The sequence below is a fragment of the Pseudomonas sp. B21-023 genome, from assembly GCF_024749165.1.
In the GTDB taxonomy this organism is placed as follows: domain Bacteria; phylum Pseudomonadota; class Gammaproteobacteria; order Pseudomonadales; family Pseudomonadaceae; genus Aquipseudomonas.
Genome location: NZ_CP087190.1, coordinates 2,431,527 through 2,455,543, shown reverse-complemented (window position 1 = coordinate 2,455,543; position 24,017 = coordinate 2,431,527). Strand labels below are relative to the sequence as shown.

Annotated in this window: 24 protein-coding genes; 10 read left to right on the top strand and 14 right to left on the bottom strand. The window is 63.4% G+C overall.

Translation table 11 applies throughout. From position 1 onward, the window contains the following. Nucleotides 1–63 precede the first annotated feature (63 nt). Entirely contained in the window at nucleotides 64–633 is a 570-nt protein-coding gene (locus LOY42_RS11150; protein WP_139670514.1) for a hypothetical protein, read from the top strand. Nucleotides 634–697: 64 nt separating this feature from the next. On the opposite strand, the gene LOY42_RS11145 is transcribed toward LOY42_RS11150, so the two are convergent. Next, the gene (locus tag LOY42_RS11145; protein ID WP_102682442.1) at nucleotides 698–2,377 is read right to left on the bottom strand and encodes an MFS transporter; all 1,680 of its coding nucleotides are present in this window, start codon (nucleotides 2,375–2,377) and stop codon (nucleotides 698–700) included. Nucleotides 2,378–2,582: 205 nt separating this feature from the next. Here LOY42_RS11145 and LOY42_RS11140 point away from each other — a divergent pair, with 205 nt between their 5' ends. Beyond that, complete coding sequence (locus tag LOY42_RS11140; RefSeq protein ID WP_139670512.1) at nucleotides 2,583–3,269, top strand: AraC family transcriptional regulator; 687 nt, start codon at nucleotides 2,583–2,585, stop codon at nucleotides 3,267–3,269. Here LOY42_RS11140 and LOY42_RS11135 read toward each other — a convergent pair. From LOY42_RS11135 to LOY42_RS11125, 3 genes are all read right to left on the bottom strand, one after another. Beyond that, the gene (locus LOY42_RS11135) at nucleotides 3,252–4,145 is read right to left on the bottom strand and encodes a sterol desaturase family protein (RefSeq protein WP_258600627.1); all 894 of its coding nucleotides are present in this window, start codon (nucleotides 4,143–4,145) and stop codon (nucleotides 3,252–3,254) included. The two genes, LOY42_RS11140 and LOY42_RS11135, sit on opposite strands and share 18 nt — an antisense overlap. A gap of 90 nt (nucleotides 4,146–4,235) precedes the next feature. Beyond that, nucleotides 4,236–5,057 (bottom strand): DNA-binding protein, encoded by an 822-nt coding sequence (locus LOY42_RS11130; protein WP_258600620.1) that lies wholly within the window; start codon nucleotides 5,055–5,057, stop codon nucleotides 4,236–4,238. 95 nt (nucleotides 5,058–5,152) lie between these two features. After that, complete coding sequence (locus LOY42_RS11125) at nucleotides 5,153–6,034, bottom strand: Dyp-type peroxidase (protein WP_408981077.1); 882 nt, start codon at nucleotides 6,032–6,034, stop codon at nucleotides 5,153–5,155. A gap of 311 nt (nucleotides 6,035–6,345) precedes the next feature. On the opposite strand from LOY42_RS11125, the gene LOY42_RS11120 reads away from it, so the two are divergent. Further along, nucleotides 6,346–7,134: a formate/nitrite transporter family protein gene (locus LOY42_RS11120; RefSeq protein WP_139670504.1), complete on the top strand. Its 789-nt coding sequence runs from the start codon at nucleotides 6,346–6,348 to the stop codon at nucleotides 7,132–7,134. A gap of 57 nt (nucleotides 7,135–7,191) precedes the next feature. On the opposite strand, the gene LOY42_RS11115 is transcribed toward LOY42_RS11120, so the two are convergent. The 5 genes from LOY42_RS11115 to LOY42_RS11095 form a co-directional block, all read right to left on the bottom strand. Further along, entirely contained in the window at nucleotides 7,192–7,488 is a 297-nt protein-coding gene (locus tag LOY42_RS11115) for a DUF3144 domain-containing protein (RefSeq protein WP_102682437.1), read from the bottom strand. A 29-nt stretch (nucleotides 7,489–7,517) separates the two neighbouring features. After that, nucleotides 7,518–8,153, bottom strand: coding sequence for a LysE family translocator (locus LOY42_RS11110; protein WP_139670502.1), 636 nt, complete (start codon nucleotides 8,151–8,153; stop codon nucleotides 7,518–7,520). 98 nt (nucleotides 8,154–8,251) lie between these two features. After that, the gene (locus LOY42_RS11105; protein WP_094012003.1) at nucleotides 8,252–9,589 is read right to left on the bottom strand and encodes an MFS transporter; all 1,338 of its coding nucleotides are present in this window, start codon (nucleotides 9,587–9,589) and stop codon (nucleotides 8,252–8,254) included. Between the two features lie 43 nt (nucleotides 9,590–9,632). After that, nucleotides 9,633–11,174, bottom strand: a complete 1,542-nt coding sequence (locus tag LOY42_RS11100) for a class I adenylate-forming enzyme family protein (protein WP_258600614.1) — start codon at nucleotides 11,172–11,174, stop codon at nucleotides 9,633–9,635. 3 nt (nucleotides 11,175–11,177) lie between these two features. Further along, complete coding sequence (locus LOY42_RS11095; RefSeq protein WP_139670498.1) at nucleotides 11,178–12,356, bottom strand: acetyl-CoA acetyltransferase; 1,179 nt, start codon at nucleotides 12,354–12,356, stop codon at nucleotides 11,178–11,180. 140 nt (nucleotides 12,357–12,496) lie between these two features. Here LOY42_RS11095 and LOY42_RS11090 point away from each other — a divergent pair, with 140 nt between their 5' ends. The 4 genes from LOY42_RS11090 to LOY42_RS11075 all read left to right on the top strand — a co-directional run bounded on the left by LOY42_RS11090 (nucleotide 12,497) and on the right by LOY42_RS11075 (nucleotide 17,201). Further along, nucleotides 12,497–13,069 carry a LuxR C-terminal-related transcriptional regulator gene (locus LOY42_RS11090; protein WP_046855313.1) on the top strand — a complete coding sequence of 191 codons (573 nt, stop codon included), beginning with the start codon at nucleotides 12,497–12,499 and terminating at the stop codon, nucleotides 13,067–13,069. Nucleotides 13,070–13,160: 91 nt separating this feature from the next. Beyond that, nucleotides 13,161–13,661 (top strand): sigma-70 family RNA polymerase sigma factor, encoded by a 501-nt coding sequence (locus tag LOY42_RS11085; protein ID WP_139670496.1) that lies wholly within the window; start codon nucleotides 13,161–13,163, stop codon nucleotides 13,659–13,661. A gap of 10 nt (nucleotides 13,662–13,671) precedes the next feature. After that, nucleotides 13,672–14,607 carry a FecR domain-containing protein gene (locus LOY42_RS11080; protein WP_139670494.1) on the top strand — a complete coding sequence of 312 codons (936 nt, stop codon included), beginning with the start codon at nucleotides 13,672–13,674 and terminating at the stop codon, nucleotides 14,605–14,607. 110 nt (nucleotides 14,608–14,717) lie between these two features. Then, nucleotides 14,718–17,201, top strand: coding sequence for a TonB-dependent siderophore receptor (locus tag LOY42_RS11075; protein ID WP_258600612.1), 2,484 nt, complete (start codon nucleotides 14,718–14,720; stop codon nucleotides 17,199–17,201). Nucleotides 17,202–17,603: 402 nt separating this feature from the next. On the opposite strand, the gene LOY42_RS11070 is transcribed toward LOY42_RS11075, so the two are convergent. The 4 genes from LOY42_RS11070 to LOY42_RS11055 form a co-directional block, all read right to left on the bottom strand. Further along, nucleotides 17,604–18,533: an alpha/beta fold hydrolase gene (locus tag LOY42_RS11070; protein WP_110702236.1), complete on the bottom strand. Its 930-nt coding sequence runs from the start codon at nucleotides 18,531–18,533 to the stop codon at nucleotides 17,604–17,606. A gap of 156 nt (nucleotides 18,534–18,689) precedes the next feature. Further along, nucleotides 18,690–18,848 carry a DUF3077 domain-containing protein gene (locus tag LOY42_RS26455; protein WP_243431341.1) on the bottom strand — a complete coding sequence of 53 codons (159 nt, stop codon included), beginning with the start codon at nucleotides 18,846–18,848 and terminating at the stop codon, nucleotides 18,690–18,692. A gap of 301 nt (nucleotides 18,849–19,149) precedes the next feature. Next, entirely contained in the window at nucleotides 19,150–19,407 is a 258-nt protein-coding gene (locus LOY42_RS11060) for a hypothetical protein (RefSeq protein WP_139670490.1), read from the bottom strand. A 472-nt stretch (nucleotides 19,408–19,879) separates the two neighbouring features. Continuing rightward, on the bottom strand, nucleotides 19,880–20,275 hold the full coding sequence (locus tag LOY42_RS11055) for a RidA family protein (protein ID WP_258600610.1): 396 nt from the start codon (nucleotides 20,273–20,275) through the stop codon (nucleotides 19,880–19,882). 141 nt (nucleotides 20,276–20,416) lie between these two features. Here LOY42_RS11055 and LOY42_RS11050 point away from each other — a divergent pair, with 141 nt between their 5' ends. Beyond that, nucleotides 20,417–21,331 carry a LysR family transcriptional regulator gene (locus LOY42_RS11050; protein WP_139670489.1) on the top strand — a complete coding sequence of 305 codons (915 nt, stop codon included), beginning with the start codon at nucleotides 20,417–20,419 and terminating at the stop codon, nucleotides 21,329–21,331. A gap of 464 nt (nucleotides 21,332–21,795) precedes the next feature. Here the strand turns inward: LOY42_RS11050 and LOY42_RS11045 are convergent, their stop codons facing one another. Further along, nucleotides 21,796–22,752, bottom strand: coding sequence for a LysR family transcriptional regulator (locus tag LOY42_RS11045; RefSeq protein WP_139670486.1), 957 nt, complete (start codon nucleotides 22,750–22,752; stop codon nucleotides 21,796–21,798). Nucleotides 22,753–22,793: 41 nt separating this feature from the next. On the opposite strand from LOY42_RS11045, the gene LOY42_RS11040 reads away from it, so the two are divergent. Both LOY42_RS11040 and LOY42_RS11035 read left to right on the top strand, forming a co-directional pair. Continuing rightward, nucleotides 22,794–23,225 (top strand): GFA family protein, encoded by a 432-nt coding sequence (locus tag LOY42_RS11040; RefSeq protein ID WP_012051932.1) that lies wholly within the window; start codon nucleotides 22,794–22,796, stop codon nucleotides 23,223–23,225. A 192-nt stretch (nucleotides 23,226–23,417) separates the two neighbouring features. Continuing rightward, nucleotides 23,418–23,975, top strand: a complete 558-nt coding sequence (locus tag LOY42_RS11035; protein WP_258600607.1) for a GNAT family N-acetyltransferase — start codon at nucleotides 23,418–23,420, stop codon at nucleotides 23,973–23,975. Nucleotides 23,976–24,017: the final 42 nt, after the last annotated feature.

Genomic DNA, 24,017 nt, shown 5'->3' with positions numbered 1-24,017 from the left:
GCCCCTCGCTGGGGCTGCTACATTGCTGACTTCCCCCGGCGCAGCAAGAACCAAGGACACCCCATGCGCTACGAATTCAGCGAAGTGCTCAACGACCTGGTCGACTATTTCCTGCTGGGCGATATCCAGTTGCTCGAACAGTTCAAGGAAGACCAAGACCTGCCCGACGACCTGGCGCGCGCCTTCACCCGCGGCGACAGTGGCGACCTTGCGGTGCAGCAAGGCGTGATCCTGCCGCTGGCCGGCGTCGACAACCTGCCCTACCGCATCCTGTTCACCCTCGACGAACGCACCCCGGCACTGCTCGAGCCTGGCAGCCGCCTCAAGCATCGTCGCCAGGGCCATGTGCTAAGGGTCGAACACGGCGCGGTGATGCTCTTCACCTGGCGCATCCTGCAGCACTTCACCAACAAGACCCTGGGTGATCTGCTGGCGCGCTACCAGGAGCCGGGGCGGCCGATCATCGAACTGGACAACGGCTGGTACTCGGTGGAAGTGCTCGCGGGCGCCGTGGTGCGCGACGGATTGTACGAACCGGCGTTCGAATTCGTCATGAAAAAGGCCTATGCGCGCCCACAGGCCTCGGAGGTGGATGTCGGCTACCGGTATAGCTTGCGCGGTTACTTCGACTGACCAGGGCCGCTCCTGCAGCGAGGGCGTGAATCGGGCGACTTCTGCAGGAGCGGACCTTCATCCTTCAGGTGTGATGGATATCCCGGTCCTTGGTCTCAGGCAGGAAGAAGATGCCCAACACCGCGGTCATCACCGCAATGACGATCGGATACCACAGCCCGTAGTAGATGTCCCCGGTCGCCGCCACCATGGCGAAGGCCACCGTTGGCAGAAAACCACCGAACCAGCCGTTGCCGATGTGATACGGCAGCGACATCGAGGTGTAGCGGATCCGCGCCGGGAACAGCTCCACCAGCCAGGCGGCGATCGGCCCATAGACCATGGTCACGTATATCACCAGGATGGTCAGCAGCAGCAACACCATCGGGTAATGGATCTTCGCAGGGTCCGCCTTCTCGGGATAACCGGCCTCTTTCAGGGCGCCGGTCAGCGTGGCGGTGAAAGCGTCGGCCTGAGTCTTCAGTTCAGCCGCGGCCAGACCGGTCCCCTCGAAACTCGGGATCACCCGCTCGCCGATACGGATCTGCGCCACGCTGCCAGGCTCGGCCTTTTCGTTCTCGTACGGGATCGCCCGCTTGGCCAGCAGGCTCTTGGCGATGTCGCAGGAACTGGTGAACCGGGCCTTGCCCACCGGGTCGAACTGGAAGGCGCACTGCCCGGGGTCGGCCACCACCACGACCGGGTTCTGCTCCTGGGCGACGAACACATCCGGGTTGCCGTACTCGGTCAGCGCCTTGAAGATCGGGAAATAGGTCAACGCGGCAATGATGCAGCCGGCCATGATGATCTTCTTGCGCCCGATGCGGTCGGACAGGCTGCCGAAGACGATGAAGAACGGCGTGCCGATCAGCAGGGAACCTGCGATCAGCAGGTTGGCGGTCTGCGGGTCGATCTTCAGTGTCTGCAGCAGGAAGAACAGCGCGTAGAACTGCCCGGTGTACCACACCACCGCCTGGCCGGCGGTGCCACCGAGTAGCGCCATGATCACCACCTTGAGGTTGTCCCAACGGGCGAACGATTCGGTCAGCGGCGCCTTCGACGCCTTGCCCTCGGCCTTCATCTTCATGAACACCGGCGACTCGTTGAGTTGCAGGCGGATGTACACCGAGATTGCCAGCAGCAGGATCGACAGCAGGAATGGTATCCGCCAGCCCCAGTCCTCGAACGCCTCGGTGCCCATGGCCGTACGACAGGCCAGGATCACCAGCAGCGACAGGAACAGCCCGAGGGTGGCGGTGGTCTGGATCCACGCGGTGAAGAACCCGCGCTTGCCCTTGGGCGCGTGCTCGGCCACATAGGTGGCGGCCCCGCCGTATTCCCCCCCCAGCGCCAGCCCCTGCAACAGCCGCAGGGTGATCAGAATCACCGGTGCAGCCACGCCGATTGTTGCATAACTGGGCAGCAACCCGACCACCGCGGTGGACACGCCCATGATCACGATGGTGATGAGGAAGGTGTGCTTGCGCCCGATCATGTCGCCCAGGCGACCGAACACGATGGCGCCGAACGGCCGCACGGCAAAGCCGGCGGCGAAAGCCAGCAAGGCAAAGATGAACGAAGTGGTTTCGTTGACCCCGGCGAAAAAGTGCTTGGCGATGATTGCCGCCAGCGAGCCGTACAGGTAGAAGTCGTACCATTCGAACACGGTGCCCAGCGAAGAGGCGAAGATGACCTTGCGCTCCTCCCGGGTGATGCCACGTTGGGGCGCGCTACTGCCCGTGGATGCGCTGTCAAGGACCGCCATGGGTCGCCTCCGTCTGGTTGTGGTAGACCGGAGTGCTCCATCAGGTAGCCAAAGCACGCATCCAGGCCAAAAGGCATTGCAGGCTGCGCGAAGCACGACGAGGCATCGGCCCCGAATCGCGGCAAGTCACTTCAAGCATAATCGGCCTTTGAACGATATCCACTCGCATGAGTGAACGAGCGCCGAAACGGATAGGGAACCCGCAATGAACGAACCACAGCACAGCGCCTGGCGAGGTCGGCTCTGGCTGGCCGATGACCACGGCCTGCTGCTCGGCACGGCGGGCCACACCGGTGTCCATGCCCACTATGCCCACCAGGTACTGCTTGCCCTTGAGGGCGAAGCGTGCCTGCAGGTCAATGGCGAACAGCATCGCGGCGACATGCTGGCCATCGCCTCGTTGCAGCCCCACGCCATTCTCGCGCCCGGCACCGCCTGCATCACCTTGTTCGCCGAGCCCCTGGCGTTTTCCCTGGAGACCTTGCTCGACGTCTGCCGGCAAGCCCCCCGCGATATCACCAGCCTGGCCCAGGCGTTGCGCCAGGCACCGCGCCGTCCGTTGGATCCGCGCCTGGCGCGGGCCCTGGCACGAATTCGCGCGGTAGACGAGCAGCGCCTGCCGGCCACCGAGCTGGCACAGGCAGCGGCGCTGTCGGTCAGCCAGCTTGAGCGGCTGTTCAGTGGCCGCCTGGGGCTGTCGATACGGCGCATGGTGCTGTGGCAACGCCTGCGCGTGGCCCTGGGCGCGGCGCTGGCCGGCGCCAGCTTGACCGAGGCGGCCATGGCCGCCGGCTTCGCCGACTCGGCGCACCTGAGCCGCAGCCTGCGCCAGCAATTCGGCATCCGCGCCAGCGAAGCCCTGCGCCATCTGCGCTCAGACGTGCTGGCGTAGCGCCTGGCTCAGCCTTTTCGGCAAGGGTGCCGGTGGTTGCGCCGTGGCCACTGGGCGGAACGGCTCACGCAGTTGCGCAAGGTACGTTTGCGGGTAGTCCGGACGGTCGCCGATGCCCATGTCGTCATCGGCCAACCCATACTCCGGCAGGTGAAGGGCAGTGCCGAGCAAGCGATCCCATACGGGGAAGAACAGCGCGAAGTTGACGTCGCCCAGGGTGCCGTACTTCAGGTGGTGCAGCCGGTGCACGGGGGCCCAGGCGAAAAGGTGGCGCAGAACGCCGATGCGCATGTCGACATTGCTGTGTTGCAACAGCAGCTGGACCGCTATGCAGAACGCCAGCAACGCCGCCACGTCCTGCGGCAAACCCAGCAGCAGCAACGGAAGTACGCCGCCCAACCCCTCGGCCATCTGGTGCAGCGGGTGCTTCATCAAGCCATTGAAACCGTACAGCCGAGTCACACTGTGATGCACCGCGTGCAGGCGCCAGAGCAATGCGCTGCGATGACTGGCGTAGTGCACCAGGGTGATCCCCAGGTCGGCCAGGGGCAGCGCCAGCAACAGTTGCCCCAGCACGGGCCAGTGGCTGGGCCACAGGCTTGTGGCGGGCAGCCAGCCGGCGAACAGCGGGATGGCTGCGATGCTGGCGATATTGAGTGTTTCGTTGACCAGTGCGTGCAGTCCATCACGCCCGCCTTCGCCTGCCGCCTCGCTCCAGGCAGATTTGTAGGGGCACAGCGCTTCGCAGGTGAACGACAGCAGGATCGCCACGCCGAGCAAGGGCAGCAGCCAGAGAATGTCGGCGCCAAGATTGATCAGCCACACGGCGGTGGCGATGAAACCGAAGAAGAAACACGGGGCATAGAAGATGCGCATGGAGGGCTCCAGTCATGGTTGGAGCCGCCAGTGTTGCCTGGTGCCTGAGCGAGACACTTGAACAAACGGCGCATCTGTCGCGGCGATGTTCTACAGGGTCGATGTGTCCACTGCTCGGGCTGCCAGCTGTCGACGCATCTCGTCGTTGGCGCCCTGAGCCTGGGCCAGGATGGCGCGCAAGCCCTGCACCTGCGCGTCACGCTGCTGCAGTTGCTCATCCAGCAGCGTGCCATGGGCCGTGGCCTGGCGATGTTCGGCGAGCAGGCGCTCATTGTCGCGGTGCAGGCGCGTCAGCTCGTCCTGACGCGCCAAGGCGCCCTGCTGCAAGGTCTGCAACTGGCCTTGCAGCTGGCGCACCTGGGTCTCGTTGCGGCGTTGATCTTGCTGGCGCTGCTCGAGACTGGCGCGCAGTTGCCCGTCCTTGTCGGCCAGGCGCGTCTGCAACTCACCCTGCGACTGACTGAGGCTGGCACTGCGCAACTGCTCGGCCTGCAGGCTGGCCTGGGCAACCGTGAGCCGTTGGGTCTCGGCGTGCAGCGCAGCGGTCAGGGCCTCGACCTGACGCAGCGCGCCGGCCAGGTCGCGCTGGGTCAGTTGCAGCTCGGCCTGCATTGCCGCACAACGTGCCTGCGCCGCCTGCTCGGCGGCCGCGATCCGGCCCTGCCCTTCCTCCTGCAACTGGGCGGCCAGTTGCTCGACCAATCGCGCCAACGGTTCGCTCAAGGCCCCCTGGCTACCCAGCAACTCCAGCGGCTGCCGGTCGAGTTCCTTGAGGTAGCGGTGGATAGTGGTCTTCGAGCCGGTGTTGCCCAGCTCGATACGTACCGCATCGATACTGGGGTGTTCACCCCGGGCCATCAGCGCCTGCCGTGCCTGCTGCACGGAAGCCTTGTCTATGCCATTGCGGGCCATTGCTCATTCCACCTATGCGTACCATGGCATGTACCATGTAATGCGGCGCAATACTGCACGGCCCTGCCCCTCGTTTCAAGCGTGCGGGTGAAATGTCATTCAGCGGCCTGCTCGAGGAAATCCACCGGAGGCACGAAGAACAACCCACCGGTAACGGCGCGGCTGTAGTCCAGCAGACGATCGTAGTTGCCCGGCGGCTTGCCGACGAACATGTTCTCGAGCATCTGCTCGATCGGCGCGGGCGACCGTGCGTAACCGATGAAATAGGTACCGAACTCCCCGGCCCCGGGGCGGCCGAAGGGCATGTTGTCGCGCAGGATCTTGATCTCTTGCCCACCCTCTTCCAGGGTGGTCAGCGAACTGTGCGAGCAACTGGGCTTGCTCGCGGCATCCAGCTCAATGTCGGCCAGCTTGGTGCGTCCGATGATGCGCTCCTGCTCCTGGGTCGACAGCGCCTCCCAGCCGGCCATGTCATGCAGGTACTTCTGCACCAGCACATAGCTGCCGCCGGCAAACGCCGGGTCCTCGTCGCCTACCAGGGTGAAGCGCGCCACATCCCGCGGACCGGGGTTCTCGGTGCCATCGACGAAGCCGATGATGCTGCGCATGTCGAAATAGCGGAACCCCTGCACTTCATCGACCACCGTCACCGCCCCCGCCAGGCGCTTGACCAGCAATGCCGCCAGCTCGAAACACAGGTCCATGTGCTCGGCGCGGATATGCAGAAGAATGTCGCCCGGTGTGGCAAGCGCCTTGCGCGAACCACTGCCGCATTCCCGAAAGACATGCAGGCCGGCCGGTTGCGGCGCACCGAACAAACCCGCCCAGGCCACCGCGCCGAAGCCGATGACGCAAGACAAGTTACCGGCCGGCACCCGCTTGCCCACGGAACGCACCAGGCCGCCAAGGTCGGCGCACAGCGCCCGCACAGCGGCCACAGGTTGCTCTCCCGGATTGAGCGTGGCCACCAGAAACATCGCACTACGGGTGATCGGGCTGTCGACAGCCTGCGGCTCGATCTCGACTGTATTCACCAAGGCTTCCTCTCACGCTGGGTTTGATCGCTTGTGGTATAGCACAGCGCGGCTGAACAACCGCACCTCATAGATGCGCTCTATCAACTCATCCAGCCTATCGATTTGACCGCGTCAAATTGCCTCAGATAACGTGCCGCCCGCTTCGAAGTTGCCTGTTCCCTCCACCACGAGCCGAACCGCGCTGGCCTCGTCCCATCGTTACCAGATCCGCCCAATGGTACCGCCGTTATCCTTGCGTTCGAGTTGTTGAAATGTCTGTGAATACCCCCTCCCGGATCACCGAGCTGGTCATCGAAGCCGGCACCCGCAAAGCCCACCTGCCCACCCGCGCCACCTTGATTCTCGGCTTCCTGGCCGGCGCATTCATTTCCCTGGGCTTTCTGCTGGCGATCCACGTCAGCACCATGATTCCCCCGCAGTGGGCCTCGTTCGGCACACTGCTCGGCGCCGCGGTGTTTCCCATCGGCCTGATCCTGGTGATCCTGGCCGGTGGCGAACTGCTCACCGGCAACATGATGAGCCTGCCCCTGGCGATGTTCGCCGGGCGTATCCGCCTGCGGGCGGTGGCGCGCAACTGGACCCTGGTGACCCTGGCCAACCTGCTGGGCGCGCTGTTCGTCGCCTACTGCTTCGGCCATCTGCTGGGGCTGACCGAGGGCGCGTATCTGGGCAAGACCCTGGCCAGCGCCACCAGCAAGGTCAGCGCCGACTTCCTGCACGCGTTCGTCTCCGGTATCGGCTGCAACTGGCTGGTATGCCTGGCGGTGTGGCTGTCCTACGCCAGCCGCGAGATGAGCGGCAAGATCCTCGGCATCTGGTTCCCGATCATGGCCTTCGTCGCCATCGGCTTCCAGCATGTGGTGGCCAACATGTTCCTGATCCCGGCGGCGATCTTCGCCGGCTACCTGAGCTGGGGGCAGTTGGCGGAGAACCTGGCGGCGGTGTTCCTGGGCAACGCCGTGGGTGGGGCGATCTTTGTCGGCCTGGCCTACTATGTGTCGTTCGGCGTGCCTGCGCAGGAACAAGGCGCATTGCATTGATGCCACCCCACCGAAGCGGTGGGGTGTTTTTCGTCGATGTCCTGGTTGCGTGCGAGCTCAGCTGTCCTTGCCCAGCACATAGCGGTCGAAGTGCTGGATATGCTCGTCAAGGTTGTCTTCGAGCATCATCCGGTACTGCTCGCTGAAGTACTTCAGCAACTCCTCGCGCGCCGCAGCCATCTCCGCCGCGGACTTGAAACTGCGGGCCGCCATCCAGGCATTGAAGCGGCTGGCGGCGAAGGTCATCGAAGCGCTGACCTTGCCGAGGTCCTCGAGCTTTTCGATCTGCTGGTTGGCCAGTTCCACATGCGCATCGGCGCGGTCGTAGAAGGCCTGGTCGGTGGCTTGTGCCATGGAAATCTACCTATCGGAAAACGTTGGGCTCAGGCGGTCTTGGCCTGAACGGTGAACAGGCTGGCCCCCAGCGTCATGAACGACACGCCGAACAGGCGATTCATCAGGCGGGCGCGGTTCGGTGCCGCCAGCTTGCGCTTCAAGGCCTGGGCCAGGAGGACATAGAAAGCATGGGCCAGGATCGAGCACAGGGCGAAGGTGCCGACCAGCAGCCCGAGCTGACTATCGGCGCCGTTGCCCGTGCCCATGAACTGCGGCAGGAAGGCGGCAAAGAACAGGATGGCTTTCGGGTTGGTCAACGCCACCGTCACGCCGTTGAGCATCAGCCGGCGGTTGCTGACCAGGGCCTTGACCGGTTGCTCGAGCTGGTCGAAGGCACTGCTGCGGCTTTTCCACTGCTTGACGCCGAGGTAGATCAGGTAGCTCGCGCCCACCACCTTGAGCAGCAGGAAGGCACTGGCCGAGGTCTGCAGCAGTACCCCGAGGCCCGCACTGGTGGCGGTGGACACCACCAGCAGCCCGAGCGCATTGCCCAGCGAACCGAGCATCGCCCGCCTCGGCCCGTGCGACAGCGAGTTGGACAACGCCATGATGACACCCGGGCCTGGCGACAAGGTCACCACCATCGAGACAACGACAAATCCGAACCAATCGTGCAGCGACATCCTTGTACATCCTCGGGCCGATTACATGAGGCGGCGACTGTAACAGAATGCCGCCCCGCTCCGGAATTGGCGCTGCGCCTGATAGCCCCCCTGCTACATCAAGCCTGAGAATCCGCCAGCACCGTCCCCACCGGACGTTCTTGCGTCGGTGCACGGTTGCAGGCCACGAAGTCCTCCTGGCGCAGCACCACCAGCGCCAGCAGCGACGCCACGCCGGTGCCCACGTAGAAGTACCACGGCGCGGTGATATCCCCGGTCACCTTGATCAGCCAGGTGGAGATCAGCGGCGCGCTGCCGCCGAACACCGCCACCGGGATGTTGTAGGCCATGGCGATGCCGGTGGAGCGGATGCGCGTCGGCAGCAGCTCGCTCATCAGCGCGTAGGTCGACGACGCATACAGCCCGAACAGGATCGCCACCGCCATCAGCGGCCAGAACAGAGTGGCCGGTGTGGCGCCCGGCGCGGTCTTGAAGAACCAGTACATGGCCAGGGTCGCCAACGTACCAATCACCATCAGGAACGGCTTGCGCCCGTAGCGGTCGGTGAAGGCGCCGCCGAAAGGCATCACCAGCGCCGCCGACAGGCTGGCGACAAACACATAGAGCAAGGTGGTGCCGCTGTCGAACTTCAGCGTGTTGGACATGTAGGTCGAGGCGAAGGTCAGCACCAGGTAGAAGATCGAGCTGTGCAAGGTGATGATGAAAAACACCAGGGCAATCGAGCGCTTCCACTGCCACACCTCGCGCAGCGGCGCCTTGGAGGTCTGCCCGGCTTCCACCAGGGCGAGGAACTCCGGGCTGTCTTCGAGCTTCAGGCGGATATACAACGAGATGAAACCCAGGGGCCCGGCGATCAGGAACGGGATCCGCCAGCCCCAGTCCTGCATCAGCTCGGCGCCCAAGGCCCAGGTCATGCCATTGGCCACCGCGCCGCCCAACAGCAACCCGAGCACCGCCGTGACCATCAGCCAGCAGGTGGCGAAGCCTCGGCGGCCGGGCCCGGCGTATTCGGAGATGAAGCTGGTGATGGTGCCAATCTCGCCCCCGGCGGAGAAGCCCTGTACACAGCGGATCAGCACCAGCAGCACCGGCGCGGCGATGCCGATGCTGGCGTAGGTCGGCAGCAGGCCGAGCAGGAAGGTGGAGCCGGCCATCATCACCAGCACCGTGATCAGCGTGCGGCGGCGGCCGATCTTGTCCGCCAGCGGGCCGAAGAACAGCCCGCCCAAGGGCCGGATGAAAAAGCTCAGGGCAAAGGCCGCGAAGCTCGCCAGCAAGCTGCTGGTAGGGTCGTCGGAAACAAAGAAGGCCTTGCCGATATACAAGGCCAGGAAGCCGTAGACGCCGTAGTCGTACCACTCGATCAGATGGCCGGTGGTGGCGCCGATGAAAGCCCGGCGCCGCTGGCGCTGGGTGTTGGCGGGTGACATGCCCATGCGGGTAACTCCTGTCGTGTCGCTTTCCATGAAATGTCGCGGTTCAAGCGCTGCCGAACGACCCGTCCGGGTCCTGCAGCCATTGGCGCAACTGGGTCTTGAGAATCTTGCCATAGCTGTTTTTCGGCAGCTCGGCGCAGAACAGGTACTTCTTCGGTTTCTTGAACGAGGCCATACGCGCCAGGAACCACTCATTGAGGGTCCGCGCATCGAGGCTGCCTGCCGTGCGCGGCACAACGAAGGCCACCACCGACTCGCCCCACTCGGCGTCGACTTCGCCCACCACGCAGGCCTCGAACACTTCGGGGTGCTGGATCAGCACTTCCTCGACCTCGCGAGGATAGATGTTGCTGCCCCCGGAAATGATCACGTCCTTGCTGCGGTCGGTCAGCGACAGGTAGCCCTGGCCGTCGAGAAAGCCGATATCGCCGGTGTGCAGCCAGCCGTCCACCAGGGCCGCCGCGGTGGCCTGGGGATTTTCCCAGTAACCCTGCATCACCACCGGGCCGCGCACGACGATCTCCCCTGCCTCGCCAGCCGCCGTCGCTTGGCCCGCGTCATCGAGCACGCGCACCTCCACGCAGGCCTGGGCCCGGCCAACGGAAGCGGCGATGGCTGGCCAGCCCGGGTTGTCACGGTCGGCGATGGCCTCGCGGGACAACGCGCTGATGGTCATCGGGCATTCGCCCTGGCCGTAGATCTGCACCAGGCGCGGGCCGAAGGTATCCAGGGCATCCACCAGGTCCGCCAGGTACATCGGGCCGCCGCCGTAGACGATGGTCTTGATGCCTTCGCCGGCATAGCCTTGCTGGCGCGCCTGCTCGACCATGCGCTTGACCATGGTCGGCGCGGCGAACAGGCTGACCTGCCCGAGCGATCGCGCCAGGGTGAACAGCTCCGTCGCCTGGAAGCCCCGGGACAGGGGCACCACGTGCCGGGCGCCGCAACGCACGTGGATTAAGTTGTACAGCCCCGCGCCGTGGGACATCGGCGCGGCATAGACCACGGCGTCTTCGGCGGCTACCGGGTCGACGTCCAGCGGGTAGCACAGCGACATGGCCACCAGGTTGCCATGGGACAGCATCACGCCCTTGGAACGCCCGGTGGTGCCGGAGGTGTAGAACAGCCAGGCCAAGTCACAGTCCTGGCGTGGGTACGGCGCCTGCAGCTCATCGCCGGCCGACAGCCCCGGCATGCGCTGGACAGGCGCGGCCAGCTCGCGGCAGCCGTTCGGCAATGCCAGGTCGGCGAACAGCTGGCCCTCGTCGGTGAAGATAAGCCGCGCCCCGGCATTGCCGGCGATCCACGCGGCTTCCAGGGCGTGCAGCTTGTGGTTGATCGGCACCGCCACCGCACCGCACCACCAGATCGCGTAGAGCAGTTGCAGGTAGTCGCAGCTGTTCTTCATCAACAGCGCCACCCGCTCGCCCGGTTCGATGCCGTGCACGTGACGCAGCTCCAGTGCCCGTGTCCGCACCTGGGTGGCAAACATCCGGTAGTCGGCGATCTGCCGCGTCCCCTCGAACAACGCCGGCCGCTCAGGCCAGCGCTGGGCCGCATCCTGCAACCAATGGGCGATGTTCATGGCTCAGACCCTGACGGCTTGCAGCACGCTGGCGTAGTTGGCCACCGCCATCCCGCCCATGTTGAACAGCAGGCCGAACTCGGCATTGGGCACGCCCAGGCCGATGGGCTTGCCGGTCAGCTGGGCGAAGCCCAGGGCATGCATCGACACCCCGGTGGCCCCCACCGGATGACCCTTGGCCTTGAGCCCGCCGGACAGGTTCACCGGCAAGCGCCCACCCTGGCGCACGATGCCGTCGTCCAGGGCGCGGTGCCCCTCGCCACGCGGCGCCAGGCCCATGGCTTCGTAGATCAGCAGTTCGGCGATGGTGAAGCAGTCGTGCACCTCGGCGAAACTCAGGTCATTGAGGGTCACCCCCGCCTCGCGCAGCGCCCCGTGGATGGCCCGCTGCGGCCCCTCGAAGGCCAGCATGTCGCGGCGCGACAACGGCAGGAAGTCATTGACCTGGACCATCGAGCGGATCGCCACCTGGCGCCGCATCGAGCGGGCGCGGGCGGGCGAAGCCAGGATGATCGCCGCAGCACCGTCACTGATCAGCGAGCAGTCGGTCAGGCGCAGGGGCGCCGCGATCAGCGGGTTGCTCGGCGACACCTGGTTGCAGTGCTCGAAGTCCATCACCCGGTGCATCTGCGCCAGCGGGTTGGCCATGGCATTGGCGTGGTTCTTCACCGCGATCGCCGCCATCGATGCCAGTGGGCTGTGGTAACGCTCGGTGTATTGCTGGGCAACCTGGCCGAACAGCTGGGCAAAACTCAGGCCGGCCTCCTGCAAGGCGTTCTGGTAACCGGCGCCGGCCAACGCCCGGGTGACCTCGACCGTGCTGTTGCCAGTCATTTTCTCTGCACCGACCACCAGCACCAGCTCGGCGGCGCCGCTGCGGATCGCGTTGATCCCGGCCTGGATCGCCGCCGAGCCCGAGGCGCAGGCGTTCTCACAGCGGGTGGCGGGCTTGAAGCGCAGTTGCGGGTCGGCCTGTAGCATCAGCGAGGCGGGGAAGCCGTCGGCCACCAGGCCCGAGTTGAAGTGGCCGAGAAACAGCGCGTCGATCTCGGCGGCGTCGATACCTGCATCCTGCAAGGCATCGCGGGTGACCTGGACGATCAGGTCCTCGAGGTTCAGGCCATCCAGGCGACCGAAAGGGCTGTGCGCGGCGGCGACGATGGCGATGGAATCTTGGAACATGGTGTTTTCTTCTGTCCTTGAAGCGGGTATTGCATACAATGTGGCAGCACCCGAATCCCACGCTAGTTGGGGCAACTACGTACACGAGTAAGTAGTGATGCTTACGGGACATGACCCCAAGCACCGAGGCAGGAAGCCTGATGACCGTACCCACCCACGCCTCCCCGGACCTCGAGCGCCTGGCGTTCCAGGTGTCACCCGCGCCGCAACTGATCACCGGCCACCGGCGCATGCTCGACTGCAACGAGGCCTTTGCCCGGCTGTTCGGCTACACCCGCGAGGAGCTGCGCGGGCACCTGACCCTGCTGCTCTACCCTTCCCAGGCCGACTACCAGAGCATTGGCGAGCGCAGCGAGCACTGGCTGCGCAACGGTCTGGGCGCCTTCTATTCGGACGAGCGTTTCATGCAGCACCGCAACGGCGAGGTGTTCTGGGCCCGGGCCCAGGGCTTTACGCTAACGGCAGAGGATCCGTTCAAGCTGATGATCTGGCATTTCGAACGGCTCGACCGGCAGCCGGCACCCGCGGTGCAACTGACGCCGCGTGAACGGCAGATTTCATCGCATATCGTGAACGGGCTGACCTGCAAGGAAGTGGCGCGGCAGCTGGGGATATCGCATCGGACGGTGGAAGTGCATCGGGCGCGGCTGATGAAGAAGTTGCAGGCGAAGAACAGTGCGGAGTTGGTATCGAGGATAATTTTCATCAGTTGAGCTGGATGCGACAGGCCGGCCGGACCTTGCAATCCCCCCGCCACCCCGAGACAATGCGAGCAATTACCATTTACACCTTGGATCCCGCTCTATGTCGACGCTCGACCGCTCGGCGCTTCACCAGTTGTACTGCGAAAACAACGGCTGGCTGAAAAGCTGGCTGCGCGCACGCCTGGGCAATGCCGCCGATGCGTCCGACCTGGCCCACGACACCTTCCTGCGGGTGATGACTGCCCGCAACCAAGGCCCCATTCGCGAGGCGCGCAGCTACCTCAGCGCCATTGCCCGCGCGCTGCTGATCGACAAAGTCAGGCGCCGCGCCATCGAGCAGGCCTACCTGCAGGCCCTGGCCCTGCGCCCGGAGCCGGTCGAAGTGTCGCCGGAGACGCGCCTGTCGATCATCGAAATGCTGGTAGCGGTCGATGTACTGCTCGATGAACTGGGCCCCAGGACCCGTGACATCTTCCTCGCGGTGCAACTGGAAGGGCTGACCTACGCGGCGGTCGCCGAACGCTTCGATGTATCGATCACCACAGTCAAGAACCACCTGATCCGGGCCATGACCCGCTGCCTGCTGGTGGTCGACAATTGAGGGCCGGCCAGTGGACCTGAAAACCCTCGAGGCGGCCGCGACCTGGTACGTGCAACTCAATGACGGTGATGCCGACATAGCACGGACCCAGGCCTGGCGGGATTGGCTGGCCGCAAGCCCCGCGCATGCGGAAGCCTGGTCGCGGGTGGAGAAACTCCAACACCAGTGGTCAACGGTGCCGCGCCAGGCTGCGCTGTCAGGCCTGGGCGCGGCCCAGGCGCAGCGCCGCGAGGTGCTCAAGGTACTGGGCCTGCTACTGGCCGTCGGTGGCGGTACCTGGTTGGCCAGCGAGCAGGTGCCCTATCGCGCCCTGCTCGCCCAGCAGCGCACCGGCAGCAGTGAACGGCGCTCGCTGCGCCTGGACGACGGTTCGCAGCTGGAGCTGAACGTCGACACCGCCCTCGACGTGCGCTTCGACGCCCAGGTGCGGGCGATCCAGTTGTACCGCGGCGAGATCCTGATCAGCACCGCCAGCGACGCCGCCCGCCGCCCGTTCATCGTGCACACCGACAACGGCAGCGTGCGTGCGCTGGGCACGCAGTTCAGCGTGCGCCAAACAGCGCAGCAGACACAGGTCGGCGTATTGCAGTCCGCCGTCGAGATACGCCCGCAACGCCACCTCGACCAGGTGTTGCGCCTGGACGCCGGCCAACAGGCCGGCTTTGACCGCGACGCGATCGGCCGCGCACAAGCCCTGCCCGCCGATTCCGCGGCCTGGGTGCAGGGCATGCTCAGCGTGAACGACTGGCGCCTGGGCGATTTCATCGCCGAACTGGGCCGCTACCGTCCCGGCGTGCTGCGTTGCGCGCCGTCCGTCCAAGGCATGCGCATTTCTGGCTCGTTCGCCATCGATGACACCGATATCGCCTTGGCGAACCTGCCGAAATCCCTGCCCGTGAGGGTGCGCTACCTGAGCCGTTACTGGGTCAACGTCGAACCTGCCTGAGCCCGGTGCAAAAAAAATTTTCCGCAATCTTGCTGATTTCGATTCTCGTCCGTCCATGACACAAGCCGCGACGACAGCGACTTTCCGCCATGACACGCAAGGATCACCCAATGCCCCTGCTCCAGCCCAGCACCCGCCTGCGCCACGCCATCCACCGGTTCACCCTCGGCCTGTCCCTCGCCACCGCGCCTGGCCTGATGTTCGCGCCGGTCGACGCCCTGGCCGTCAGCCAGACCGCCTACCACATCGCAGCCGGCCCCCTGGGCAACGCCATCAGCCAGTTCGGCGTGCAGGCGGGGGTGACCATTTCGTTCGACACCGAGCAGACCCGCCATCTCTCCACCCCCGGGCTCGACGGCAGCTACAGCGTCGAGGAAGGTCTGCTGCGCCTGCTCGGCAGCAGCGGGCTGCAAGCCCAGCGGCAGGGCAATGGCGGCTATGTGCTGGTCCCGGCTGACAATGGCCCCGCGATCGAGCTGGGACCGTTGACCATCGACGCCAACCGCCTCGACGCCACCAGCGAGGGCACCCAGTCCTATGCAGCGCGGGCGGTGACCATCGGCAAAGGCGTGCATACGCTCAAGGAGACACCGCAGTCGGTCACGGTCATGACCCGCAAGATGCTCGACGACCAGAACCTCAACACCCTGGAACAGGTGCTCGACAAGACCCCCGGCATCACCGTCTACGACTCGCCCATGGGCGGCAAGTACTTCTACTCGCGCGGTTTCAACCTCGACGGCCAGTACCAGTACGACGGTGTGCCGCTGGACGTGGGCGGCAACTATGTCCAGGCCAACAGCTTCTCCAGCGACATGGCCTTCTACGACCGGGTCGAGATCCTCAAGGGCGCGGCCGGCATGATGAAAGGTTCCGGCTCATCGGCAGGCGGCGTCAACTTCGTGCGCAAACGTGGACAGGACAAGGCCCAGACCACACTGACCCTGTCCGCCGGCACCTGGGACAACTATCGCGGCCAGGTGGACGTTGGCGGCCCGCTGAACGAATCGGGTACCGTGCGCGGCCGCGCCGTGGCCACCCTGCAGGATCGCCAGTACTTCTACGACAATGCCAAGCGCCAGGACCAGGTGCTGTACGGTGCCCTGGACTGGGACGTGACGCCTGACACCACCCTGGGCGTCGGCCTGGCCTATGAAGACATCGATGCCTCGCCCTGCTACACCGGCCTGCCCCGCTATGCCAATGGCAGCGACCTGAAGCTGTCGCGCTCCACCTGCCTGGGTGCCAGCTGGAACGACCTGCAAAGCCAGCGCATCACCGGTTTCGCCGATCTCAAGCATCGCTTCAATGACGACTGGACGCTCAACTTCGCCTCGGTCTACACCCACAACAACCAGAACCTCGAGTACGGCTACTCCGAAGGCGCGGTACCGGTCGGCGCCAGCAGTGCCGGTATCCGCCGCCATGTCGGGCGTTTCGACTACGACCAGGACGACTACGGCTTCGATAGCTACGTCGACGGCAAGTTCGAGGCATTCGGTCTCGAGCACGAGTTGATCGTCGGCGCCAACGCCAGCCGCCAGAAGACCCACGATTACTTCGCGCTGATGCCGCTCAACGGTACCCAGAACCCCTTCGACCCGTCACCGGCCTTTCCACACCCCTCCAAGGACGAGTTTCTGGCCAACCCCAGCCGTGGCGGCAGCGAACCCACCGACTCAACCACCACCCAGTACGGCACCTATGCCACCCTGCGCCTGAAGCTGGCCGAGCCGCTGACCCTGGTGCTCGGCACGCGGGTTAGCTGGTACCGCAACGAAAGCGACTCCTACACCCAGGCCTGGGACTACTGGGTGCACAACCGCAGCCAGGAAAACGGCCAGGTCACACCTTTCGCCGCAGTGCTCTATGACCTCAATGATGAGTGGTCTGCCTACGCCAGCTACGCGGACATTTTCCAGCCGCAGAGCAACCTGGTGAACGCCCAGGGCCAGGCCCTGCAACCGAAGACCGGCGCCAACTACGAGCTGGGCATCAAGGGTGAACTGTTCGGCGGTGCGCTCAACACCGCCTTCAACCTGTTCCGCACCATTGAAGAGCACCGCGCCGAAACCGACTTCGTCGACACCTGCAAGGGTTCGGGCGACCAGTACTGCTACACCGACAGCGGCAAAGTGCGCGCCCAAGGCTTCGAGGCCGAGGTCAGCGGCTCGCCCATCGAGCGCCTGCAACTGCTGGCGGGCTACACCTACACCCAGACCAAGTACCTGAACACCATCAACCCGACCGACCCGACCGAGCTCAACTTCACGTCCAGCTTCATCCCGCGACACATGCTCAAGGTCTGGGGCGACTACCAGCTCGCCGGCGCGCTTGACCGCTGGACCGTGGGGGCCGGGGTATCCAGCCAGAGCGAGAACTTCCGCCGCCAGGGCAACCTGAGCATCGAGCAAGCGGGCTACACGCTGTGGAGCGGCCGCGTGCAGTACCGCCTGGACGAACACTGGAGCCTGGCGCTGAACGGCAACAACCTGCTGGACAAGCGCTATTACGCCACCGTGGGTGCGACAGGCTGGGGCAACCACTACGGCGAGCCGCGCAACTTCATGTTGACGCTCAAGGGGAGTTTCTGATGGGTGCTGGGATGTAAGCTCCGGGCCTTTCCAGGTGTTCGCCGCAAAGGCTTCTGCGCCTATGAGATCGAGCGCCGCCCGCGCGGCGCATCGCTGGCAAGCCAGCTCCCACATCTGTTTCGGGCCAGTCTGTCCTGTGAAGTTGTCGCTGTTCGCCTTGGTGCATGTCTTGAGACAGGTGGGACGCCAGTGGTGCACACACAGAAACCGCGTCGTACCCACAAGGCGTACAGCCGCGGCGGCGCAGGCATAACTGGCCAGAAATAAATGTGGGAGCTGGCTTGCCAGCGATGCGCCGCGCGGGCGGCGCTCGATCTCATAGGCGCTGCAAGGGTTGCGGCGTACACCTGGAGGCCCTCACTCGATCACCTTGAGAAGGCTGCCCACAAGCACGCCAACGACTCATTGCCCGCGCTCTGCTCCCGGCTTGAGAAAGGTCACCACGGCGCTGGCAAACCGCTCCCGTTGATCGAGCATGACGAAATGAAAACTGTCATCGATCCGGGTGAAATGGATATCAGGTGTCGAAGCATAGGCCCGACGGAACGTTGCATCGACGCTGGATGCAGGTACGCCGTAAAAAGCATCGTATGCATACACGACCTCAACCGGAGCACTGATACGACCAAGTTCAGGACGCAAGTCAGTGACCATTAACTCATACACCGCGTCGGCCACAGTCTTGCGATCAGAACTGATCCCCGCAGAAATCAGCCCTGGTCTTACCGCCTCGGTTTTGGCGAGTCGGGCGATGGATGCACTCTGCATCGCTTCGTTCTGCTCCGGCGATGCTGCCAACAGCGAACTGCGCATCGCTGCAGCCTGCACGGTAGCGGTTTCGCTGGTGGCGGAAGGATCGATCAGCAACGTATAGAACGGCAACGCATCGACGATCATCAAGCGACCGACCTGATCGGGATGGCGAGCCCCCAGCATGAGTGCAACCTCTCCCCCCAGCGAGTGACCGATGATCACGGGTGCCTCGATATGCTGGGTGCGGATGTAATCAGCAATGGCCTCGGCCACTGGAGCGACCACTTTCCCTTCGCTATCGGACACCGCAGGCAAACCGGCGAAGCCTGCAAGCTGCACGAGGTGAAGGCGGTGGTTCTCGCGTAACCGAGTAGCAAGGTCAGCCCATACCTCGCGGGACGATGCCAGCCCCGGAATCAGGATCACATCCCTGCCCGCGCCTTCGACCTGGACCGAGATACGCTGCTGGTCAGCGCGCCCTGTTGACGGAGACGGAGGTTGGCTGGGTGACGCCGATAGCGACGGCGACATCAACGACAAGGTGGTCCCGATTGTCGCGAGGATCATTGCAATACGCATCGGATTCCCCTCCCTATGCGATGTGCTGTTTGTTTCATGGCCACTCCTTTGACTGATGAGGCACTATACGGGCTTGTCGCCACGATAGGAGGTGTTGAGGACATTCGAGCACGGCCTGGGGGATGCGCTGCCCGCCCCAGCCCATCGGGCTCTGTTTCACACCTTCTTCAAAATCCCCATATGCGCATCATCCATCAATGCCTTGGCCATATCGCTCAGGTAATGCGAGGCCCAGACCAGCACCGGTTCGTTGTCCATCACGCCGATGAAAGACGCCCGACGGGCGCTGTCGAGCAGCACAGAGGCCTGCTCCATGGCGTGGTTCGCACAGTTCGGAACAGCCGCGTACCTTTGGTGGCGCCTTCCAGGCAGGTGCAGGTGCCGACGGTCCAGCCGAGCTGGCCGTGGTCTGCAGGGGTTTCGTTGTCCATTTGCGAAATCCTCGGGTGTCTTTGATGTAGCGGGCTCGAAGACCCGGTCGCGTGCCGACCGGTTATGCATCAAATGCGTGGGAGCGGGCTTGTCCCGCGATGAGGCAAATCCAGGTGATGACGGGAATCGCATCAGCAGTTTCACCGATCCGGGCGCCCACTCTCACCAGTCCGTGGCGCCTCTTTCAGTGCAAAGTGTATGACGGCGGTCGCGTACTCATGTGGAGCTGGGCAAGTGCCGACTCCAGCAATGTGCGGGTGGCGTCAAGCTCGTGCATCATCGTCAGCATCACGAGGGTGGCCGGTGATTTCGGCTGGTGATTGAACGATTGATGGGCGATGGCCAGCGCGCACATGACGTACTCGGTGGCCTGGACCAGGGTGTCTTCAAGGAGGTGGGGGGATTCGGTGGACGGTGGTGGATCCGGGACGATCTTGAGCATGATGAAAATCTCTAGTTGCGCTGATCGGACCGCACCCCATCGCTTGCAGGCGAAGGGGTGGCGGCTACGTACGGGCCTGCAAGACCGGGGCAACTAGAGTAAGCCCGGCTGACCCGAAGGCCACCCGTACGCAGCCACCATGACGCACGGCCAATGGCTTGAGACCAATGGCAATGAGTGGTGCTGATCTAGTTGTCCCGCTCAGGCTTGCAGACCCGGTCGCTACTTTTTTGTAGCGACCCAGCGAGACTAGACCTCGGTTGGATGGCGTAAAAGCGGGTAAAGCATGCTTCGGAAACGGACTACTCGAAATAGGGAAAATCTTATTCATGCCTGTAGGACGCACTATGAACGTGCTCCCCTACCCCGTTAGCCAGGTCTGCGGAAGAAAGCCTGCATCTACCCCAACTCGAGAGACCCACGCAGTACAGAAGTTTTTCAAGATGATCCAGAAGCAGCAGTTGCACCGCCTCTATTGCGGCAGTTTCGCGATCACCTTGATCTCGAAATCGAAGCCGGACAGCCAGGTCACGCCGATAGCGGTCACCGTGGGATAAGGCGCCTCGCCCCAATACTCGGCTGCCACCTCCCAGATGGTTTCGAATGTCGAGTCGGAGTCGACCATGAAGATGGTCGTATCAACCACATCCTCGAAACTACCACCGGCCTCGGCCAGGATCGCGTTTAGATTGGCAAAGGCCAGGCGAACCTGCGCCGCGAGGTCAGGCTCGGCCGAACCATCCTTGCGGCTGCCGACCTGACCGGATACGAACAGAAAACCATTGGAGCGAATCGCCGGCGAGTAGCGGTGCAACTCGTACAAAGCATGGCGATCTGGCGGGAAAACGACATCACGTTTGCTGGACATGGCCTACCTCGTTCTGGGCCATCGCGGCCCGCTGTTTACGGTGAGGCCACTATAAAAAACGCCACCTGCCTGGATAAACGGGCAGCGCTGGCCAGGACTGTTTGTATACTCCAAACAATCCAGGTGCGAACGAGGCGTGGAATGGACCGATTCGTTGCAATGCAGGCGTTTGCCCGGGTGGTGGAAACCGGCAGTTTCACCAAGGCGGCCGCCACCCTGCACATGAGCAAGACCACCGTGACGCAGCTCATTCAGCAGCTGGAAGCAAGGCTGCGCGTGCGCCTGCTCAACCGCACCACACGCAAGGTCAATGTCACCGCCGACGGCGCGGCCTACTACGAACGCGTCGTCCGGTTACTGGCAGACATGGACGACGCCGAGACCAGCTTGTCCAGCGCGTCGATGGCGCCGCGCGGTCGGCTGCGGGTGGATGTACCCAGCCCGCTGGCGCGAATGCTGCTCATACCCGCCTTGCCGGGGTTCTTTGCACGTTATCCGGAAATCCAGCTGACGGTGGGCGTGAGCGATCGCATCGTCGACATCATTGGTGAAAACGTTGACTGCGTGGTGCGTGGCGGCGACATCACCGACCAGTCCTTGGTGGCAAGGCATGTGGGCGATCTGAAACTCGGCATCTATGCCACGCCCGGTTATCTGCAGCGCTTCGGGACGCCGGTTCACCCCCTTGAGCTGGAGGAAGGCCAGCACAAAACCGTTGGCTTTCTCTGGTTTCGTACAGGCAAAACTTTGCCCTACGCGATGCACCGTGGTGATGAACGCTTGGAGGTCCAGGCGCGCCCGCAACTGACGGTCGATGACGGCAATGCGTACCTTGCCGCCGGCCTGGCTGGCCTCGGAATGCTCTGGCTGCCGCAGTACATGGCCAAACCCCACCTGATCAGCGGCGAACTGCTGCCACTGTTCGAAGACTGGCACATGTCGCCGATGCCGATGTACCTGGCCTTCCCGCCGAATCGCCATGTCAGCGCCAAGGTGCGGGTGTTTATCGAGTGGATAACCGAATTGATGGTCGAGCATGCGCCGGTGAGAGGCTGAAAACAGGAGCAAGGCCGCTCCAGAACCAGGCACTCCGAATTCCCGCTTTTGCCCGTTTTCTGACAGTGCGCTGGAGGCCAACTATGAGTCGTTAGCGGCATTTCGTGACTGGCCGCTTCCGACCCAAAGCGGTCGTAATGCAGCTTCCGAATTAGGGCTTGAATGGATCAATCCAGCCGGGCCGAAGTCCTGCCTCGAATTCTATACGTACGTAGGCGAGCGACTCTGCGCACCCCATTTCCGCCTCGATAGCACCTATGCATCCCCAGCAATCTCCGCCGGTATTGCCGGATAGTGGATCTTCCGGATTGTCGAGTAGGCATCCGCAGATCGTGCAGTATTCGGTTTTTTTGCTGTTCTTCACAATACGCTCCGTTTAGGCGGCTCACTGCCTGCCCCGAGGGGCAGCTATCGCCCCATTGCAGCCGTTTAGACAAAGCAGTGGATGCCACGACCTACGCTGCTCACTGATCGGCTAAGCATAGATACTGATGTAACTGCTCTCCAAGAACCTCGAACGCCTGAGCGATCCTGTTAATTTTGCGCAGGTCATTGTGCATTGCGATCCACACCTCAACCTCAAAGCCAAAATCGTGTGGTAGCACATGTACCAGTCCGAGCGATTTTGCGATTTGCGTCGGGCAGAGCCCGAAGCCTAAGCCCGCTCTCAGAGCGGCCAGCTGAGCAAGGTGAGAATCAGAGGCAATGGCGAAATGCTGGTCGGCATCGCACAGACCAGAGTCGATAAACCGACGCAAATCCGCTGAGCGTCTGTCTGGCCCGATCAGCGGTCGCTGGCGCAGCGACAGCAGGGAGGTTGGATTACCGTAGCGCTCCAGGCACCCGGCACTGGCATGGATGCCAATCTGCAAACTGCCGACACGCCGCACCGTGATATCCGCTTCATTGGGCCGCATCAGCCGCACCGCAATATCCGATTGCAGCCTGGCGATGTCTTCAAGGGCATCGCTTATGCTCAGCTCAAGTTTGAGTCCGACGTGTTCGTAATGGAAAGGGCGCAGCAGGTCGGGCAATACTTCGACGCCAAGCAACTCGCCACAGGTCAGCCGGACTGTACCGTGATCCATCGACGCTTCAGAGCTGGCCATGCGGTTGAAGGTTTGCGCGGCCAGATCCATGGCCTCCACATGTTCGATCAGGCGCTGCGCTCCGGCAGTAGGCGTCAGTCCTTGAGGTGTGCGGGTGAACAGACTCACACCGAGAGCGTGTTCAAGACAGTCGAGGCGCCGGCGCGCAGTGGCCTGGGCGATACCCAGCAGCTTCGCCGCGCCGCTCAGGCTACCAGAGCGCAACACGGCGAGAAATACACGCTGGCTTTCCCATTCAATACCGCTCATACATTCTTGGCCAACAGTTGCTCCTAATTTGATCTTCTGCCCGAGCCCGTGAAAAGCGATCATTCGCCCACATTTTTCCGGGCGTCATTGTAAGGAACTAACGCATGAGAATCACCGGTCAGTGCCGATGTGGGCAAGTCACCCTTGAGATCGTGGCGCGGCAATTGCCGCCGCTGTATGCCTGCCACTGTTTGAACTGCCAGCGCTGGAGCGGCAGTGCGTTTGGTCTGCACATGCTGAGCGCGGCTTCGGCTGTTCAGGTGTCTGGCGAAACGGCGATCTTTGAGCATGAACACCAAGGTCAAACGTCTACCCAACATGCCTGCGGTACATGTCATACCCGGCTGTTCAACGAGACGACGGCAGCACCCGGCATGCGAGTGGTACGGGCCGGCATCCTGGAAGGGGCTGAGCGCTTCGAGCCGGTTGCGCATATCTGGACTCGGCGCAAGCAGCCATGGCTGGTGCTGCCGGGAGCAATCGCACAATGGCAGGAGAGCCCCACGCCAGAAGCATTTGCCGCCGCATTAGGGTAAGAGCTTGCTCTTCCATAAGTGAAGATGTCGCTCGAAGAGGGCAGCTATGGGTCGAAAGCAGCCAGACGCGGATAACTGCTCTCGCCCTATAGCTGCCCCTGGCGGAGAGCAGATCACGGCCAGAAGCGGTCGACACAAACCAGCCCGGTACAGATAATCAAAATCTCACATGGATGCCCAGGAACGAATGTCATGGACTGTCTTCCGACGCTTATCACTGATCGGCTGGTTCTCACCCCCCTCCAGTTAGAGGATTCGCCCATCATCCAGGAGCTGTTCCCCTGCTGGGAGGTGGTTCGCTACCTGGACAGTCGTGTCCCATGGCCGTATCCAGAAGACGGGGCGCTGGTCTATGTCCAAGATATCGCCCTGCCCGCCATGGCAGCAGGTCGGGAATGGCACTGGATGATCCGCATGCGCGACGATGCCAGCTGCACCCTGGGTAGCATCAGTTTGTATGATCAGCCTGGAAACAACAGAGGCTTCTGGCTCGCCCCACAGTGGTGGGGAAAGGGCTACATGCGCGAGGCATGCCGGATCATCAATGCCTATTGGTTCGAGACACTGTCGCGTCCGGTCATGCAGGTCCCCAAAGCTGTTGCCAACGACGCATCTCGCAGGGTCTCGGAACATGAGGGTATGCGCTTGGTAGACGTGCGGGCAGGAGATTTTGTATCTGGACGGATGGATGTCGAAGTATGGGAGATGACTCGTGCTGACTGGTTAGAAAGGTCGACTGCCAGTCGCTAGTTCTTTTCGTCAGCGGTTGAAGCGCAGGCAGCCGCCCCCGCC